The organism is Sphingobium sp. GW456-12-10-14-TSB1, from assembly GCF_059424385.1.
Map to the genome: position 1 here is coordinate 167,947 of NZ_JBWKZI010000002.1, position 16,678 is coordinate 184,624.

General features: G+C 63.0%; 18 protein-coding genes. 4 read left to right on the top strand and 14 right to left on the bottom strand.

From position 1 onward, the window contains the following. Positions 1-224: 224 nt before the first annotated feature. The 8 genes from AC07X9_RS17945 to AC07X9_RS17980 all read right to left on the bottom strand — a co-directional run bounded on the left by AC07X9_RS17945 (position 225) and on the right by AC07X9_RS17980 (position 8,973). Complete coding sequence (locus AC07X9_RS17945; protein WP_043152361.1) at positions 225-1,205, bottom strand: DUF2493 domain-containing protein; 981 nt, start codon at positions 1,203-1,205, stop codon at positions 225-227. Positions 1,206-1,618: 413 nt separating this feature from the next. Continuing rightward, complete coding sequence (locus AC07X9_RS17950; protein WP_086486310.1) at positions 1,619-2,629, bottom strand: DUF2493 domain-containing protein; 1,011 nt, start codon at positions 2,627-2,629, stop codon at positions 1,619-1,621. Between the two features lie 73 nt (positions 2,630-2,702). Further along, positions 2,703-2,984: a hypothetical protein gene (locus AC07X9_RS17955; protein WP_086486309.1), complete on the bottom strand. Its 282-nt coding sequence runs from the start codon at positions 2,982-2,984 to the stop codon at positions 2,703-2,705. Between the two features lie 86 nt (positions 2,985-3,070). Continuing rightward, entirely contained in the window at positions 3,071-3,541 is a 471-nt protein-coding gene (locus tag AC07X9_RS17960; protein ID WP_086486308.1) for a DUF736 domain-containing protein, read from the bottom strand. Positions 3,542-4,064: 523 nt separating this feature from the next. Then, complete coding sequence (locus AC07X9_RS17965; RefSeq protein WP_086486306.1) at positions 4,065-5,363, bottom strand: hypothetical protein; 1,299 nt, start codon at positions 5,361-5,363, stop codon at positions 4,065-4,067. A gap of 12 nt (positions 5,364-5,375) precedes the next feature. Continuing rightward, complete coding sequence (locus AC07X9_RS17970; RefSeq protein ID WP_086486305.1) at positions 5,376-6,578, bottom strand: ATP-binding protein; 1,203 nt, start codon at positions 6,576-6,578, stop codon at positions 5,376-5,378. A gap of 98 nt (positions 6,579-6,676) precedes the next feature. After that, positions 6,677-7,240 (bottom strand): DUF5983 family protein, encoded by a 564-nt coding sequence (locus AC07X9_RS17975; protein ID WP_281823810.1) that lies wholly within the window; start codon positions 7,238-7,240, stop codon positions 6,677-6,679. Positions 7,241-7,305: 65 nt separating this feature from the next. Further along, positions 7,306-8,973, bottom strand: coding sequence for an ATP-binding protein (locus tag AC07X9_RS17980; RefSeq protein ID WP_086486304.1), 1,668 nt, complete (start codon positions 8,971-8,973; stop codon positions 7,306-7,308). Between the two features lie 144 nt (positions 8,974-9,117). Between AC07X9_RS17980 and AC07X9_RS17985 the strand changes: the two genes are divergently transcribed. Further along, the gene (locus tag AC07X9_RS17985) at positions 9,118-9,297 is read left to right on the top strand and encodes a hypothetical protein (RefSeq protein WP_086486446.1); all 180 of its coding nucleotides are present in this window, start codon (positions 9,118-9,120) and stop codon (positions 9,295-9,297) included. Beyond that, positions 9,297-10,694: a DUF6880 family protein gene (locus AC07X9_RS17990; RefSeq protein ID WP_086486303.1), complete on the top strand. Its 1,398-nt coding sequence runs from the start codon at positions 9,297-9,299 to the stop codon at positions 10,692-10,694. The genes AC07X9_RS17985 and AC07X9_RS17990 overlap by 1 nt, the downstream gene beginning before the upstream one ends. Before the next feature lie 37 nt (positions 10,695-10,731). On the opposite strand, the gene AC07X9_RS17995 is transcribed toward AC07X9_RS17990, so the two are convergent. The 3 genes from AC07X9_RS17995 to AC07X9_RS18005 all read right to left on the bottom strand — a co-directional run bounded on the left by AC07X9_RS17995 (position 10,732) and on the right by AC07X9_RS18005 (position 13,607). Beyond that, a complete protein-coding gene (locus AC07X9_RS17995; RefSeq protein ID WP_086486445.1) occupies positions 10,732-11,796 on the bottom strand; it encodes a DUF5983 family protein in 1,065 nt (354 codons plus the stop codon). 309 nt (positions 11,797-12,105) lie between these two features. Continuing rightward, complete coding sequence (locus tag AC07X9_RS18000) at positions 12,106-12,318, bottom strand: hypothetical protein (RefSeq protein WP_086486302.1); 213 nt, start codon at positions 12,316-12,318, stop codon at positions 12,106-12,108. Between the two features lie 92 nt (positions 12,319-12,410). Further along, entirely contained in the window at positions 12,411-13,607 is a 1,197-nt protein-coding gene (locus tag AC07X9_RS18005) for a DUF932 domain-containing protein (RefSeq protein ID WP_176342165.1), read from the bottom strand. Between the two features lie 187 nt (positions 13,608-13,794). Here AC07X9_RS18005 and AC07X9_RS18010 point away from each other — a divergent pair, with 187 nt between their 5' ends. Both AC07X9_RS18010 and AC07X9_RS18015 read left to right on the top strand, forming a co-directional pair. Continuing rightward, positions 13,795-14,067: a hypothetical protein gene (locus AC07X9_RS18010; RefSeq protein WP_086486444.1), complete on the top strand. Its 273-nt coding sequence runs from the start codon at positions 13,795-13,797 to the stop codon at positions 14,065-14,067. Then, the gene (locus AC07X9_RS18015) at positions 14,057-14,608 is read left to right on the top strand and encodes a type II toxin-antitoxin system VapC family toxin (RefSeq protein ID WP_254908152.1); all 552 of its coding nucleotides are present in this window, start codon (positions 14,057-14,059) and stop codon (positions 14,606-14,608) included. Before AC07X9_RS18010 ends, AC07X9_RS18015 begins: the two co-directional genes overlap by 11 nt. A 51-nt stretch (positions 14,609-14,659) precedes the next feature. Here AC07X9_RS18015 and AC07X9_RS18020 read toward each other — a convergent pair whose 3' ends face one another. The 3 genes from AC07X9_RS18020 to AC07X9_RS18030 are packed head-to-tail and all read right to left on the bottom strand — an operon-like array spanning position 14,660 to position 16,666. Then, entirely contained in the window at positions 14,660-15,001 is a 342-nt protein-coding gene (locus AC07X9_RS18020; protein ID WP_140159641.1) for a hypothetical protein, read from the bottom strand. A 31-nt stretch (positions 15,002-15,032) separates the two neighbouring features. Continuing rightward, complete coding sequence (locus AC07X9_RS18025; RefSeq protein ID WP_254908151.1) at positions 15,033-15,986, bottom strand: N-6 DNA methylase; 954 nt, start codon at positions 15,984-15,986, stop codon at positions 15,033-15,035. After that, on the bottom strand, positions 15,968-16,666 hold the full coding sequence (locus AC07X9_RS18030) for a hypothetical protein (RefSeq protein WP_086486443.1): 699 nt from the start codon (positions 16,664-16,666) through the stop codon (positions 15,968-15,970). Before AC07X9_RS18030 ends, AC07X9_RS18025 begins: the two co-directional genes overlap by 19 nt. Positions 16,667-16,678: the final 12 nt, after the last annotated feature.

Genomic DNA, 16,678 nt, shown 5'->3' on the forward strand with positions numbered 1-16,678 from the left:
TCACATTGGACGTTTCCGCGACGACCAGCCCTTCCAAACCGCACCCGAAGGGTGTCCCTGCGACGAGCACGGCGAAGCCGCGCGCAGGAGGCCGGGACCGCGCTGGCGGTTCCGCATCGCGTCCGCGACGGGCCCGCTTGCGGGTCCCTGAGCGGGGGCGAGTGCTGCGCTCGAAAAAAGAAATGAGGATCGGCCCGGTAAACCGGACCGATCCTCTTGAGGCATCATTGCGCCTCCCATTCCTGATCGCTCAGCCTCACAAACCGCGCCGGGATACGCTTCTCCCTGACCAGTCGCGCAAGGTGCGATTGCAATCCCGATCCTTCGCAGACCAGCGCTTCGACGGGACGTAATCCGACCATCTGCTCGTTGCGTACGAACCCCGCCCGTTTGCCAAGCTTTGCGCTGAGCCGGAATGTTATGAGCGTGATTTTGCGCGACGCTGCCCACGCTGCGGCCATGGCGTCGCACCCCTTGTCCTGCGCAGTCGTCGCCAGCACCATCATCGGATTTCGGGATTTGGCTTCGTCGAGCTTCTCCCAGATGAGGCGGTCGTCGAACCAGCATTCCGCGCCTCCTGAGAAGATCACGATGGGTCCCTGCGGGTTGTGCGCGTCGGTTCTGCGCTGGCGACGGGCGGCGAGGAAATCGGTGGCGGCAATCACCGACGCGGTGCGCTTGCTCGACACCAGCGAGCCCCTCGGCGCGGACCATGGCCGCCCGGTTTCGGCGTGAAAAACGTCGGCGGCATGGTCGCGCATGCACCGCAGCGCATCGGTAGCTTCGTCGAGATATTCAAGTTCGTAGCGTGCCTGCTCGAGTTCGACGCTGTGGATTTCGCTGCCATCGGCGCGACGCAGCAGGTCCTGAACCTGCCGTGTCGCCTTGTCGGCCTGGCCCTCCCACTGGTCGGCGACGTGATGAAAGCTGTTGACGATACCCCATGCCAGGCGTTGCGCGGCGGGTTCCAATCGCGTCTCCCGCAGGACATCGAAAAGTGTCGTGACGATCAGTTCGACGGCGAGCTGGGCTTCCCTCGGATCGGGCATATCGGTCGCCATCTCCTCACCGCCTCGCCCGATGCGGACACCATCGAGATCGGACGCGAAGGCGGTGTGGAAATCGTCGGTGGTGGCCGCTGTCTCCTGCGTGATGAATGTAGCAATGTCGGAAAATGTGCGGTCGGACTGGTTGATCTTCGTCATGTGAACCTCCTTTTGAAACGAAAGAGGTTCTCCCCTGGGCACGGGCTCCGAGCGGCGGGGTCAAGGATCGCGGAACGCGACCGGCGAAGCCGGCGATGGGGGTCACGATTTTTTGGGGCGGCCACTTTGGTCGTAGGAGAAGCGCCCCGCCTGACCCGCCCCGAAAAATGGTGGGGCCCCGTCGTCCTTGAGGCCGACGCGGTCCCGTGCCACCCTTGGAATTCTTGAGAGAGAAGAGGCGTTGCGAATCTGGGGCTCGATGCCCCTGATTCGCAAATGGGTGCCTCCAGACGCTGTCCTCGGGGGAGAGAGCTAGCCACGCTTGCCCTCATCGCCAGGGTCAGCATCTGTTCCATGAAAAAGGGGACAGCACGCGTAGCGCTGTCCCCGAACGGAATGCGAGCGATGTAATGTCAGGCGGCACGGCGAAGTCGGCTGCGCTGGGGCGGAGTGACTTTTTCGACCGGCACCTGGTCGGCCTTGCGGAAGGCATGGATCGGAACGCTGGCCTTGCGCAGGGCCTGATAAAGGTTGGCCTGAATACCCGATCCCTCACCCAGCAAGGCTTCGACGGGTTTCAGATCCACCAGCTTGCGGTTGCGGGCAAAGGGCGCTCCGCGCCCTGACCCCGTCAGCGAATAAGTCACAAGTTGCACCTCCCGATTGCCCGCCCAAGAGGCCACGATCGCGTCGAAGCCCTTGCGCTGCGCGGTCGTCACCAGCGTCATATGCGGGATGCGTTCGAGGATGGTATCGAGCCTGTCCCAGAGCAATTGCCAGTCATGCCAGTCGGCATGGCCTGAGGCGATGACGATCGGTCCACGCGGTCGGTACCGCTCGCGTTCGGCCAGTTCCCGGGCACGCAGGAAATCCTGTATCGACACCTGCGTGGCGGTGGCGGCTTTCGACACACGCGATCCGCGGGCGGGCGACCAGGGGCGACCCGATAGCACCCGGAAAGTTTCGGCGGCATAATCGCGCATGCACTCGACCGCTTCGCGCTGTTCGGTCAGCGACTGGCACAGGAGCTGTTTCTCCTCCAATTCGCTATTGAAGACCTCGGAAGGCTCCGTGCGCCGGATCATGTCGCGCAGTTCATGGGCCAGCATGTCTTCCTGCCGTTCGAGCTTGCCCGCGACGAAATGGAAACTGTTGACCATGCCCCATGCGATCTCGGGCGCGAGCGCGTCGAGGCGGGTATCGGTCAAAAGATCGAATATGGTGGCGATCACGCCAGCACAGTCGGCCTGCGCATGGAGCGGTTCGGGCATGTCATGCTCGCCCGGCGCGTCGCCCGGCGCAATGATCGAAAGCGGGATGGGATCGCCAAAGGCGCGCTTGAATTCCGGTGTCGCCGTCATCTGCGCAAACAGCGCCGGCAGGTCTGCGAAGTGGCTGATACGCCGCGAATGGTCGTGGGTCATGGGACTTATCCTCATCAGGGAAAAGGAAAAAGGGGCGCGAACGCGCAACGACGTTCTGCCCCATTATGTCGGATCAGTGCGTGCTCGCCCGTGCACTGGCGAAAGCGGTCGAGCGCGTCAGGACGGCATCGACGATTTGCGCCGCATGGGGCGCAAAGGGTGTGCCTTCGAGCAGGTCATAAATAGCAGCGATGATCTCGCCGCATGTAACGCCGCCAGGGATCTCCGGCGAGCGGACCGCAAGCGTGTTTTGGGGTGCCAGCAGGTCCCGGATTGCGGGGCTGGCCATGATCGCGACGCAGAGCGCCGAGAGATCGGAGAGCGGCGCGATGTCATGAAAACAAGGAAGCGGCATGGACTGTCTCCTCATGCGAAGAAAGGAAAAGGGCCGAGGAAGCCTGACGCCTCCCCGGCCCGGAACGGGTTCCGATCAACGGATGATCAGAACGGGTCCTCCTCGCCAAACGGCGCGCCCACACCGGCCAGCTCGCCGTCAGCCCCTGCGGTGCTATCGCCGAAGCCGCCCTGATCGCGCGCGCCGCGATCGTCATAGTTGGTGCGGCTGGTACCCATGCCGCCTCCGAAGTCGGAGCGCATGGTGTCGCGCCGCCATGCAACCATGTAGCCGCCATGATCGGCCGGGAAGAGCGCGATCGGCAGCGGCTCGGGCAGGCTGGGGTCGTCGATATTGCCGGCAAGGAAAACCTCGCCGGTGCGCTTGGACGCAGCCTCCCACAAAGCGCCGACCTGAACCCAGCGACGCGCGACGTTGAGCGCCAGGATCTCGTAGACCGGAGCCTTCTCATTCCCGCTCATGACCTTGCGCAGCCCGATGCGCGGGAGATCGATCGTGCGGGTGGCGATCGAGCCCGTCAGGCGGCCGTTCTGATTGAAGATTTCACCGATGTTCATCGTCTTGACCTTTCGAATGTCGCTCGAAATCCATTTTCCGGCGACACCCTCCCCGTCCCTTCTCTCCTCTCTGTCCCGCCCTTGCCCTCCCGCGCCGCCCGTCGAAGGAACAGCGCTCCCCATGCCTCCCGCGCGACGCTCACCCCTCCACCCCACCCGCCGCGCTGCGACCGGCGCACAATTCTGCGCAAACCCCCGGCAAGACGGGCCGCGAATGCAGGGCCGCCGGGGGCAGCGAGGGTGGATGAGGCGCGAGGTTGGGGGAGTAGCGGTAGCGGTCCGCAAGGCGAGATCATGCGGCCATCGCCAGCCAGCGATCCGGCCACACCGGTGGCCTTGTCGTTACCCGATAGGCCTGAAGGGGCACGATCCCGCGAATGACATAATGCGGGATACCCGTGTCCCGCCGAAGATTGAGGGCGATTTTATAGGCGTGATCGAATGAGCATAAACGGTGCCGGCAAGGTGACAACCGCGCGGGCAGATCGGACGAGGGCATCATGGCCTCCATGCAGGAATATGTTCAGGCAGCGATTGACCGGTCGACATCGACCGCCGCAGCCGCGTTAAGCGCAAGCAGGCTTTGGAGCGTGACGGGTGTGCGATTTGCCCGCCGGGTCCTGGGACCTCGGGAGAGCCTGGCCGGATCGTTGAACCGGCAGCCGATACGCGCGCCATGCTTACCGATGACGGCGGGATCGCGGCCAAGCGCCTGGGCGACATCGACCATCGAGACGCCATGGGTCCAGGCGTTGCGGATGGCGCTATCCTCGTCCGCACTGAACGCGCGCATGAAGCCATGCACCAGCCCCAGGCGATTGGCATGATAGAGGACAGCGCGCACGCCGCGACCAAGGTCTTTGGCAATGTCCCGCGTCGAGACCTTGCCATAATCCGCTCGCAGCCGGGCTTCTTCCCCGGCCGTCCAGACAGGTCCCTGCCGAAACCCGTCGCGGCGGACATGCGTGCCGCGCAAGCCAAGCGCCTCTGCACGCCAGCGGATGGAATGCGGGCCGCGGCCAAGCCGTTCCCTCAACGGCGTCAGGCTCGCGCCATTGGTATAGGCGTAGCGCAGCAGCTCGTCTTCTTCGGTGATCCAGGGCCTGCCCCACCCCCTGCCGTAACCCAGTTTGCGCAGGCGTTGGCCAAGGCTGCGACTGTTCCGGGCCGGAAAACCTTCAGACGCCAGCGCCCTGGCAATGGCGACATAGGGCGCGCCGGTGGCCGCGAGTGCGAGTGCGCGGGCCATTTCCGCGTCGCTCCAGTCGTCCGGCTGGCAGGCATGGCGCAGCCCCAGCGCCGAAGCGCGGGAGATGACGCCAGCGAAGGGACGGCCGATGAGGCTGGCAATCTGGGCGACGGGAACACCCTTCTCGTACCCGACGCAAAGCTGTGCATCTTCCCAACCGCTGTAGGGCGGCGATCCCGGTTCGGAGAGACCGAGCAGTTGCGCACGGGCATAGAGAGCGCTCACACCCCGGCCGAGACGCGCCGCTAGCGTCGCGGTAGGTTCCTGCGCATAGCAGCGCGCCAGTTCCTCATCTTCCCATGCGATCCAGGATCGCCGCGAGTTCCGGCGCAGGCCAAGATCATGGATGCGGGTGGCCACGCCCGCACGGGACCGGCCAAACAATATCGCGATCTCATCGATCGTGCAGTCGTCGGCGAAGGCTGCGCGCAGGCGCTGTATTTCATCGGGGAGCCATGCGTCGGCACGGAAGGCGAGTTCGACAAGTGCTGTCGTTGCGCCAATGTCCCGTTCAGGAATGAACGGCGTGAGCTCGACGATATCAGCGTCAAGATCGAAGCTTGTCTGGGTCATGGCGTTCTTCCTTCAGACTAGGCCGATAACGGGCGTATCGACGACACGCAGGCGCAACCGGGCCGACAGCCGCGCAATCCGCGTATCGCCGCGTGGCATGGTGTCGGACGCACCGATCGCGGCGAGCAGGTCGAGCCCGGCATCGATATCGTTCGCCGGCAATGCGAGGTGACGCGCGAGATCGTCAGCCGTGGTGGCGTTGGGCGCTATGTTGCCCAACGCGCCGACAATACGGGCTGCGGCGGGGGCGGCCGGATCGAGGAGGAAAGCGTCGAGCGCACGCTGGCCTCGCATGGCTCCCTGGTTCCCTCTGGTCGGCGCGACCTCGCGCAGGGTGTCAAGATCGAGCAGGGTCCGGCTCTGGTCCGCATCGAGATCGGCGGCAGGAACGAGATCAGGCGTGCGCCCGATATGGGGGGTGATCGTGGGATCAATCTTCGCGAGCACCGGCGTCGCCGCAAGCGCCGGGCCGAAGGCGAAGAACTCTCCAGGCGGAAGCTGGCGCAGCAACGCCGCCTGATCGCTGCCGAACCCGAGAAGGTCGGCAGCGCGCGCAACATCGCGATCGAAGACGTTAAGGCCAATCAGATGATTATGCAGTTCGGAGACCACCGAACTGGCGAGCTTGGCGAGGCGCTGGGTCGCAATGATCGTGCCAATGCCGCGCTTGCGGCCGCGAGCGCACATATCCGTCAAGGTGGCGACCCCCAGACGGCGGGTTTCCGCGTCGCGGGCCGAGGCTGCCATATGGGGCGCGAGCAGATGCGCCTCATCGATGCACACCAGCACGGTGTGAGCCCAATGTTCGCGCGGCGTCGAAAGCAGCCCTGCAAAGAAGGCCGCCGCCTTCTCGATGCGATGATCGGGTTCCAGATCGGTAAGGTCGAGATGCAGGGCGATGCGGTGGTGCCGTGTTCGAAGTGCGAGGGCGGTGAGGCCATCATTGGCATAGTCACGCGCGATGACCGTGGTGGCGCCAATATGGGCGGCCAGGTTGGCGAACTCGCCTTCCGGGTCGATAATGATGGTGGTGAGATAGTCGAACGCTTCTTCGATGATCCGGCGCAGCGTCTGGCTTTTTCCCGCGCCCGAAGATCCCTGGATCAGACAGCGCCCCGCCATCAGTTTGCCCAGATCCAGTTCGAGCGGACTGGTCGATGAGCGGCCGAGCGGGACTTTCGTGTCGCGAGTAAAATCATGATTGGCGATCGTCATGGGATATGCTCCTTCGCCCGGGCTCGCTGAGAGCGGCCGGAGATGCTGGTCGAGGGAATGGCGGGCTTAAGGCGGCAATGCCTTGGAGTGCCTGGCGATCAGGGATGTGTGTGCTGCAATCCATCGAGCGGCTGCTCGGACAGCGTCGCGTCCTTTTCACAGGCCTCGCAAAAGGCGGCGTCGAACACGGCGCCGAGCACCCAGTCCTGGGCATCATCGTCCCAGCGCGCCCAGGCGTCGCGCATCACCTCGGCGCTGCCACATGCAGAACAGCGGATCGTGATCCTCCCAGCAGGGGTTGCGGCATTGACCGATTCCCCAGCGTCGCCCGTTGCCTCCCTCTGCATGGTTGCGAAGACCGGGAACCGATCGGAAGGCGGTTCATCACGGTCGAAGCTGAGCCAGTTTGCTCCGGCTTTGCGGGCGTCTGCCAGCAAAGCCCAGAATTCGGGTGAAAGCGCATCGGGGCGCTCGGGCCAGTCATCCATGAAGCCAAGATGGACCCAGAAGCCATATTGGTGCGCCTCGATGGTCAAGATCGGATGATCGACGATCATCCGGCCGCGCCTTCGCGGCGCGAGTTGGATCAGCCGGTCGATGGCGTCATGCTCAGCGCAGGGAAGATGCGCTGTCGAACAGGCGCAGACGGGGAAGCGGCGCATGGCCGGTCTCCTTGATTGGGTTGGGACAGGGGCGACAGGCGCGGCGAACAAATTCAGGGGCCATTTCAATTCGGCAGGAAATCGACCGTGATGGCACCGCGCTCGGCGTGAATGACGATCTTGCGATCGAGCGGGATCAGCCAGCTCAGATTATCCCACGCGCTCATGTTGATGGCTTCGAGGGTGGCAGCGTCCTCCCCAAGGAGGATATGCGTAGCGTGCTGCCGCGCTTCGCGCTCGAAGGATCGCGACTGGGTATCCCAGCTGTCGCAGTCGCCATCATCAGCCGCACAGAAGATCGTCGCATAGATCATGCGGCTCAGTCGGTCCGGCGTTATGCCACCATCGCGCGTGGCCAGGATGATGGCCTCCTCGATATCCCAACTGCCATTGCGGCAGACGAGCGCCGGGATTTCGATAGAATGGACGCTATGTGGCGCGTCCTCGCGACCGGTTTCACAAACCGTCAGCTCGATGACGATCCGGTCGACCAGGCCACAAGCGAAATCGGCGGAGAGACACATATCCTCGTCATAGCGATGCACGGCGCCTTCCCGGTCGATGCGCAGGGAAATATCCCTGATGACCGGGAGCGTGTCATACCAGGCGTAGCCTTGCAGCGCGTCTTCCGCCTCGACGAGTTGTACATCCTCGATGGGCGGTTTGCCCCGAGCCAGCGCAAGCGCCTGCGCAATATCGGGCTCCAGGGAGGGCACGATCAGCATTGCGCCTTCAGGAGCGATCATGCGGCTGCTGCGCCCATGGCAGTCGTCGGCGGTCTGCGGCCGCCAGATCGCCAGCCCTGAGCGCGCCTGCGGCAGCGTGACGCCCAGCTCGCAGGCCCGCTGCCAGGCGGAAGAGGGCAGCCGATGGTCCGGCCGGGTCGCGATGGCCTGGTACAGGATCTGCTCGGCAGCGTCGCGAAGGGCCTTCAATGCTGCGTTGTCGATCACCTCCTTGCGTGCCGGCAGCACCAGATGAATTTCCGGGGCATTGATAATGTCGATCCGGACCGTCCAGAGACGGCCACTATCCATTTCTTCCTGAACCGTAGGCAAGGCGCATTTGACGCGGTGCCCGTGGAAATTGATGCGTTGGTCGCCTGGCCAATCAGGATCCCGGTCATAGACACCGATACGGCAGCCGCAGGCGTTCTCGACAAACATGGCGTCCTTGAGGAAGTCTTCGCGGGGCAGCAGCGCCCCGTTCAATGTTACCGGTAAGGGATAGTGACTGGCTGCATCGGCGACGACCGCAGACAAGCCTTGCTTCCAGTCGGGCGGCAGTTCGATCGAGATCAGCGTGCCCCAACCGATCATGGCCGGGTCGATGGCAACCGGCACGCCGCTGTCCCATGCGTGCGCGGGGATCTGGACTTTCCAGGCCGTGGCGGCAGAGGGGGAGAAGGACTGGATTTCGATCGTGCGGCCGGCAAGGCTGAACATGCCCATGCCGGCCGGGTCTTCGCTGCGCGCGATGTCGGCGCCCCAGCCTGAATGTCCCAACATCAGCAGGGCTGCTGGATCGTCGATGCCGCAGCCATCATCGCGGATGTGCAGAAGGGATCGGCCGTCCTGTTCGGTCAGATCGACCGCGATGCAGGTGGCGCCGGCGCGTCTGGCATTCTGGAACATCTCATGAAGGCAGTCCCGGCTGTCGCCTGAAAAAAGGCGTGAAGCGAGGCGGATCGCGTCCGGGCTGACGGCGCTACGGATCGTTGCGGGAAGGGGCATGACGGTCTCCCTGGTTCCGGACTGGAACCCATCATCCCTTCCCCTCTTCCTCCCCTCCATTTGTCGTCAAAGGGCATGGTGCCCGTTGAGGCCGATGTGCAACCCGCTGTTGCGGCAGCGGTCCCCGGCTGCGAAGAACGAGGAATGCCCAAGGATATGGATTCGCAACTGACCGCCTTGCTCCGGCGCCTGCCGGACTGGATGCGCCGGGATATCGCCGCCACCGATCCGGCACGGCGCGAACGGGCCGAGGAGGCACTGCACGCCATGCTGCTTGCCCTGATCCAGGGAACGGCAGGGTCGGTATCAGGGCAGGACGGCTGATGGCGGCCTCCGGAAAGGGCAGTCGCGGTTCGGGCAAGATGACGTCCGAAGCGCTCGAGGCGCTGGGACCCGCTCGCCTTGCCCGGCTTGTTCTCGCCCAGGCCGAGCGTGACGCCGTCTTCGCCCGCGCCGTCCGCATGGAGCTGGCGGCCAAGGACGATAGCGGCGCGCTGGCGCACGAGATCGACAAGCGACTGAAGACCATCCGGCGTTCGAGAGGTTTCGTCGAATGGGACAAGGCGCCTGCACTCGCGCGCGAGCTGGATCAGTTACGCGAAACGATCATGGGGCCGCTAGCCGGACACTCGCTGAGCCAGGCGGTCGAGAGCATGCGGCTGTTCCTGAGCCTTGCCGAGCCGGTGTTCGAAAGATCCGACGACAGCAGCGGTTCGCTCGGCGAGATATTCCGCCAGGGCGGCGAGGATCTGGGCGGGCTATGGTGCCAGGCGGATGCGCCCAATGTCGAACTGCTCGCCGGGGATATTTTGACGCTGATCGAGGGTGATGGCTACGGTGTCTTCGACAACCTGCCGGATGCGGCTTCTCCAGCCTTGGGACAGAGGGGCCGCGCAGCTTTGCGCGGGATGCTGCTTGAGCGGCAGGCGGCCAAGACAGGAGATGACCGGCGACAGTTCGACTATAAGGTCGGCTGGCTGCTACCCAAACTCGCCGATCTCGACGGCGATGTGGACGCCTATATTGCAACGGTCGATCCCGATCGTCGCAATCCCCTGCTCAATGCGCAGGTGGCCGCCCGATTGATCGCACATGGCCGTGCGGTCGAAGCCCTCGACTGGATCGACGCGCCGGTTGAGCGCAGCCATAACGAGCGCGAGCTTGCCGAACTCAAATTACGGGCCTTTGAGGCACTGGGCCGCAGGGACGATGTACAGGCGCAGCGCAAGGCGATCTTCGACCGCTGGCTCGACGGGCAGGTACTGCGCGACTGGCTCAGGGCTTTGCCCGATTTCGAGGATGTCGCTGCGGAGAGGCAAGCCCTCGATCAGGCCATGGCATATGATCGGGCGACATCGGCGCTGGCGTTCCTGGTTGCCTGGCCCGATCTCAAACGCGCCGGCAGACTGGCAAGGAAAAGGCTCGAAGAGCTTGAAGCCCGGGCTTATGACGTTCTGCGTCCCGCCGCTGAGGCATTGGCGCAGGCCGATCCGGGCGGGGCGACCCTGCTCTATAGGCGGCTGGTCGCAGGCGTCCTCGACCGGGCAAGCTCGAAATATTACCCCTATGCCGCGCGGGACTTCGCGGCGGCGGCCGCCCTGTCCGACCGTATCGCAGGCGACACCGACATCGTGTCGCATGAGGACTGGCTGGCCGATCTTCGCAAGGTGCATGGACGCAAGATCGGCTTCTGGAATCAGGTCGCGGGGAAATTCGGATAGTCGCGGGGAAGCCGGGGCGACCAAATTGGAAACCTCCCTACCAATGGTGGAGCGGCAGTCCGTCGACGTCACTGCCGTCACAGTCGAAGAGCAGGAACTGAAAGCCGCGCGTGCGCGCGAAGGCGATGAGCCGCAGCAGGTCCTGCGGCAATTGCCCCCGGCGGTCGTCATCCATGGCGCGCGTTGGCACGAACCAGCCATAGACGGAAGCTGCGATGTCGATCGGTCGATCGCTGGGCGGCCAGGACGCCCATTTATCGAGGCATGAGGCGGTATGGACCGTCAGATGTGCGGTCGACAGTACACAATAGCGGCCTTGCTCGATCGATCCGGCAGCAAGGGGATATGGGTGTCCGACTGGGGCAAGGCGCACGCGATCCTTCGTGCAGCTTTCCGACAGATGACATTCGAAATAGATTGATATTGCTTGTGTGTTTGACAGATCATTCGGATTGCGGGCATCGTCGATCTCGCTCCAATATTCGCGGCAATAAGCGGCGATTTCCGCGTCGAGAGCCATCTCATCGGCCGCGACGTGGATGTTCATTCCATGCCGATGTTCAATCACTGCCGTGTGGACCTCTATCGGCCATGGAAATGGGCAAGCGGCGATCGCGTCTTCGCTGGCGCGGATAGCATTGATCAGGGCGTAATGCGCCGGTGGATCCAGAGTATCGGGCGCTACCAGGGCAGTGCGCGCACGCGCGAGAAGCGCGAGATGGTCCTCGCGGTTGGAAGCCGGGTCACCTCCTATGGGCGGAGTCGAAGTCACTGGGGCAGTGGGGCCGGGTGCCTTTCTGCGGATAACCGGATGGCGAGGATCCGACCAGTCGATCGCGTCGGCAATCCAGCGGGGCACGAAATCCCAGTCGAACGACAACGGATATTCGCCTTCGACCGCGCGCCATGCGGCCTCCACTGCATCGACCCAGCCTACCACGACAAGGCGCAGCGCCGCGGTCCCCAGCGCATCGACACTTTTGCCCAGAGCGAGTGCCAGATCGACGGCATGGGGCGCGACCGCCGGGTGGTCGCGAAGCTCGATGACGGCCTCCCACAAGCACGCGGCGGTTTCGAGATGGGAGAGCGTGTAGCGGGTCATCAACATGTTTCCTGGGTGAGGTGGCGAGGCGTACACGATCCCGACCGACGTAGGGCTCGGCTACGGTCTCGCGGCACGCGCGGACAGAAGGCGGCGCTCAGACCCTTGGCGGAGAACAGGGCGCAGACGTGGTCTCAGGGCCGCTCCGGATAGCCCGCGCATACCGATGCGAGGACTTGCGCCTGCGTTGACGGGAGCCGTGGGCTGTTCAGTAAGCAACCCAGGCGGGATCGAAAGCAGCCGGATCGGCGCTCATACCGCTAATTTCCGCAGCACAAGCGCCCGATTGGAAAAGATCGCGCGTAGAGATCAGACGGCGCGGACGGTAGCGGTTCGGCTGAGGTCGGGAATGCGCGCATCGTCATAGACGCTGTTCACGGACATCTGCAGCGCCTGTTGCTCCGCAGCGAACCAGGTGGATGCGGGAACGACGTAGGTCTCGGTGGCATATTGCTCGCCGCCGCTGAAGAAGGCGATGTCGACGATAAATTGTGGCAGGGAATGGGACGAATGGGCGCGCATGGCGGCATCCTTTCATGACGATGACCATCCCGGTGCGTGTCCGGGATGGCCGTGAGTAGGTGAAGCAGGAATGGGAGTGGTATCGCCGGGCGTCAGATCGCCTGTTCGAGCAGCTTTCTGGCCTTGTTTTCCAGGTCGAGGCGGCTGTCTTGATGCGGCTTCGACCGGGCCAGCGCTGTTATACCCTGGACAAAATCATAGATGGATTCAGGCGGACGGCCTTCCTCGGCGAGCACGGTCTGGATGATTTTCGCCGTCTCGGCTTTTGAAAAGCCGCGCTTGCGCAGGAAGGGTTCGCGGTCCTCCTCCTTGCGCGCGACGATCCGCTCGCGGGCGGCCTTGATGCCGGAGATGAAATGCGAGGGTGATGAGTTTGCGAAATGCTCAAGCGCCGGCGCGGCCTGATGCGCAAAACGGGCGGCGGCGAATTTCGAGTGGCGGATGTTGACCTCCTCGAAATTCTCGACACCCCACAGACAGCGGTTGGCGCATACGCCGCGTAGGTAAAAGGTCGCGATCCCGAGGGTCTTCGAGCCAACCTCGCTGTTCCAGGCGTAGAAACCGCGAAAATAGAGGTCGGGATCGCCGTTAGGCAGCTTGCCCGCCTCAATGGGGTGCGTATCGTCCACGAGGAACAGGAAAATGTCTCGGTCCGATGCGTAAAGTGTGGTCGTCTCCCTGGTGATATCGACATGAGGGTTATAGGTCATGCTGCCCCAGTCGATGGTTCCGGGCACCTTCCACCTTGTGTCCCCGACGCCATCGCCGGCAAAGGCCATCACCGCCTGCACCAGTTCCCAGTCGAAGATCCTGCCATATTCCGATCCGGTAGCCGCTCGCAATTCGGGGCGGCCATTCTCGGTCTGGAGCAGTTTGACCTGCTCGCCCCGGTGGTTGATCAGCCCATGCTGGAGATTGATGCCGGCAAGCGCGGCTGGCAACTGGCGCAGATAGGAGGCCGGAGCACCGACGAGACTTGCCACCTGGCCGAAGGACCAGTTGGTCGGCACAAGCGGACGATCATCGCCCGGCGCCATGAGCATCAGCCGCTCTGGATTGTCGCTTTTTGCCTCGACCCGGATCGACCGGCTTTCGACGATGCGCGTGGTCGCACGGTCCGCGCGAGTGCGCACGGCGTCATAAAGGCTGGTTAGCGAGAGATATTTCTCGTCGTCGGGGCGTGAGAACCACTCGGAGGATACGCGGCTGCTCATATGTCCGCGCGAGACATCGATCCGATAGGGAGCCTTGAGCCGGGGGCTGTCGGTCATGGGGGCAAGAGTCGCCATGGAAATCGTCTCCTTGAGATATAGAGCGACAGGCGCTTCTCGGCCCCTGTCACATCCCCACCCCTCACCTCCCCTTTTTCGGGTCATGCGATCGCGGTTTCGCAAGACCTCGACCGACGGCAGCAGTGATGACGGCCGTTTGCGCGTTTTACAAAATAGTGTATATGTTGAACGAAAGGAGTCTGTGATGACGGCGAAGCACGAAGATCATCTGTCCCAGCGACATGGAGCGGTCGTGGCCGCTGCGAAGGCGGCGGGCTTGCTGTCGGGCACGAACAGTGCGGTCGGCGCGCGCGTGCCGCGTGAACTCATCGATCGCGCCAAGATGCGCAGCGGCATCGCCTCGACCACCGATCTCGTCGAATATGCCCTCGCCAAGGTGGCGCTTGAGGATGATTTTGGAGCCAGGCTTGTGAGCCGGAAGGGTGCGATCCCGGCGGATATTGCGCTTGGGATTTGATCGCAAGGCCTCGTTGCGCAGGATCAGGCCGCAGCGATCTGCTGCCAGGCTGTCGCGACGCCCCGAAACTGAATTGCCGCTCGCTCACAGAGCAGCTGTCATAGGCCGCGAGCTTCTGCTCGACACCTGCGTCTATATTGATGTGCTTCAGGGCAAGACACTAGTTGAAGTAGACTCCTTGCTGGAGAACAGGATCGTCAATCATTCCCGCGTCGCGCTTGCCGAGATGACCCACCTGATGGGCGCGCTCGATCCTGCCGACAAACGCACGGCTTCGGTTCTCAAGACGCTGGGACGGACGATCGACGATATCCCTGAGCATCGCCTGAGCGCGCCGTCTTCGCGCGTGTTCGGAGAGGCCGGCATGTTGGCAGGAATGGTGACAAGGTTTTCCGGTCAACCGCATTCGATCGCCCTGCTGAACGACGCCCTGCTGTTTTTACAGGCTGCCGCGACTGGATGTGATCTGCTGACCGGAAACCGGCGCGATTTTGATTTTCTGGATCAGCTCATTCCAGGAACGGGCCTCATCCTGTATTGACCTCTCACGCAGGCCCGGCAAACCAGCTATGATCCCGACCGCAATGATCTCTCAGGCGACGCGCCAGCAGCACCAGCGTTCAGCGGCCTGTCGGGGACTGAGCAGGCCATGATTTCCGGCACACCATGAACGAAACGAAGGATCGAGCGCGAGAGCCGGATCGCCGAGCCGGTCGATGACATCTTGCATGAAGCAATCCACCGGGTCGATGACGGTCTCGGCTTTGGCGGCAGCAACGACGGCCTGAAGCTGCGCCATCATCTTCTCGGCCTCATCAATCGAAATATCCTCGACCGCACGCATGCCGCCGCGCGGTCCGCAGATGGCCAGGGTAATGATTGTTGTACCAGACGGTATCCGGCCCAGGGCGTCGATATGGACATGTCGGGACATGCCACTCTCCTATGATGTGAGATGTGGGAGATCAAAAGAGGCTCAACTGTCGGGGCATGGATCGCTGCGATGCCCTTGCTTCGCGCAATGGCGGAACCGCGTCTCGCGCTGGTGTGGGCGGACCTGGCTTCTTGGTAACATGTGGCGCCGTCGCGGCCAGGGGCTCGTGACATCGACGAACGGCGAGCCGGGCATCCCATCCACCCAGAATATGGGCCGGTGTAAACCAATGGTCACATATTTCACCAGACAGGGCGTTGCCGACCATAAGATGTGCCGGGATATGAAGCAGAGAAAGTTGGACATAGGCCATGTGGATCGCACGCGGATCGATATCGATCGCCGTCACGTGCAGGTGACGCTGATAGTTATGGCCGATATCGCCCATAGCCTCGGCCAGCGCGATTACCATCGATCCCGCGCCGCATGCTGGTTCCATGGCGGTCACGAAGCCATGCTGGGCAATAATCTCTTTCACATTTTCAGGATCGCCAACAACCGCCTGCGCCATAAAGCGACTGAGCGTATAGGGTGTGAAATATTGCCCACGCGCCTTGCTGCGAAGTTCGAGGTCGTGAAACAGGGCGCCCGGCACGTCGCCAGGCCCAGCCTCGAGCGCCTGCACCAGTTCGCCCAATATTTGCGGAAACAGATCGATGACATCCGGCCGATAGCGCCTAACGATATCCAGATAACGAACCTCACGCGGTTCGCGTTGATGCACATCGACACTGTTGGCCATAGCGATCGCCATGGCCTCCATGCAGTCACCGAAGACGGCATAGAGATCATAGCGCGGCTGGCTACGGCGCAATAGCGCCGCCATGGCCTTGGTATGCGGCTGGTGCACGCAGGCCTCCACGCTTGATTGTGAGATGAACGGCGCCGGGTGGCCGATGGCGACGGATTTTCCTCTGAAGCGCTGTTTGCGGCCGATCGGCGTTTGAGCGGATAGTGAGGTCGTACTCAGGAAGCCTTTTGCCATTCGTAGAGAAGATGATCGTCGGGACCATATTGCGAACCGATGGCGATCCTGATCAGGCGGCCGTCGCAGGCAAAGGAGGATGCCCGGGGAAAGGACAGGTAGGAACGACCTTCTAGGATAAGGTCGCCGGAGCGCACTTTCGTGATTTCGCGGGTCGTCCCGAGAAGTCGATGACCGGCGGGCGCGTCGATCAGCTTCAACCGATCACCGGCTTTGATGCGCTTCTTGAACGCCGCCAATGATATCACTGGGTCGACGGGATTGCGGATACCCTGACGTTTTGCCAATGCCGACCAATAGGCCTGGCCGATGCGGACCTCGCAGTAGAAACTGCATGACCAAAAATCCTGCAACGGATTGGTCCGCGTGAACCCGAACCGTTCCATCTGATCGCGCACCTCGACAATGAAGGCGTTCTGCGCATCACGGCCGGTCAGGTCGGCAGGGGAATCGAGTATCTCCGCAATGACTTTGCGCCCTCCGGAAAATTTCTCAGTGCGGATCGCGAAGACGGGTCCGGTAAAATGCTGTGCCAGATGGCGTTCGATCCGGGACGCGAGCGATGGCAACGCTTCACCGGCGCGATAGAGATCGCCCTCATAATGAAAATTGCCGCGTTCATCATACTCGGTTTGGCTATAGAGGCGCGCGGACGCGCCCGGCGCGCTAGCGTCGGTCATCATGATATCCTT

What these genes read in the sequence shown, in the direction of transcription:
- AC07X9_RS17990 (WP_086486303.1), top strand. Translation starts at nt 9,297, where the DNA reads ATGGCGGCCTCCGGAAAGGGCAGTCGCGGTTCGGGCAAGATGACGTCC.
- AC07X9_RS17995 (WP_086486445.1), bottom strand. Translation starts at nt 11,796, where the DNA reads ATGACCCGCTACACGCTCTCCCATCTCGAAACCGCCGCGTGCTTGTGG.
- AC07X9_RS18010 (WP_086486444.1), top strand. Translation starts at nt 13,795, where the DNA reads ATGACGGCGAAGCACGAAGATCATCTGTCCCAGCGACATGGAGCGGTC.
- AC07X9_RS18025 (WP_254908151.1), bottom strand. Translation starts at nt 15,986, where the DNA reads ATGGCAAAAGGCTTCCTGAGTACGACCTCACTATCCGCTCAAACGCCG.
- AC07X9_RS17985 (WP_086486446.1), top strand. Translation starts at nt 9,118, where the DNA reads ATGCCCAAGGATATGGATTCGCAACTGACCGCCTTGCTCCGGCGCCTG.
- AC07X9_RS17955 (WP_086486309.1), bottom strand. Translation starts at nt 2,984, where the DNA reads ATGCCGCTTCCTTGTTTTCATGACATCGCGCCGCTCTCCGATCTCTCG.
- AC07X9_RS17970 (WP_086486305.1), bottom strand. Translation starts at nt 6,578, where the DNA reads ATGACGATCGCCAATCATGATTTTACTCGCGACACGAAAGTCCCGCTC.
- AC07X9_RS17965 (WP_086486306.1), bottom strand. Translation starts at nt 5,363, where the DNA reads ATGACCCAGACAAGCTTCGATCTTGACGCTGATATCGTCGAGCTCACG.
- AC07X9_RS17945 (WP_043152361.1), bottom strand. Translation starts at nt 1,205, where the DNA reads ATGACGAAGATCAACCAGTCCGACCGCACATTTTCCGACATTGCTACA.
- AC07X9_RS18030 (WP_086486443.1), bottom strand. Translation starts at nt 16,666, where the DNA reads ATGACCGACGCTAGCGCGCCGGGCGCGTCCGCGCGCCTCTATAGCCAA.
- AC07X9_RS17980 (WP_086486304.1), bottom strand. Translation starts at nt 8,973, where the DNA reads ATGCCCCTTCCCGCAACGATCCGTAGCGCCGTCAGCCCGGACGCGATC.
- AC07X9_RS18005 (WP_176342165.1), bottom strand. Translation starts at nt 13,607, where the DNA reads ATGGCGACTCTTGCCCCCATGACCGACAGCCCCCGGCTCAAGGCTCCC.
- AC07X9_RS18020 (WP_140159641.1), bottom strand. Translation starts at nt 15,001, where the DNA reads ATGTCCCGACATGTCCATATCGACGCCCTGGGCCGGATACCGTCTGGT.
- AC07X9_RS17960 (WP_086486308.1), bottom strand. Translation starts at nt 3,541, where the DNA reads ATGAACATCGGTGAAATCTTCAATCAGAACGGCCGCCTGACGGGCTCG.
- AC07X9_RS17975 (WP_281823810.1), bottom strand. Translation starts at nt 7,240, where the DNA reads ATGCGCCGCTTCCCCGTCTGCGCCTGTTCGACAGCGCATCTTCCCTGC.
- AC07X9_RS17950 (WP_086486310.1), bottom strand. Translation starts at nt 2,629, where the DNA reads ATGACCCACGACCATTCGCGGCGTATCAGCCACTTCGCAGACCTGCCG.
- AC07X9_RS18000 (WP_086486302.1), bottom strand. Translation starts at nt 12,318, where the DNA reads ATGCGCGCCCATTCGTCCCATTCCCTGCCACAATTTATCGTCGACATC.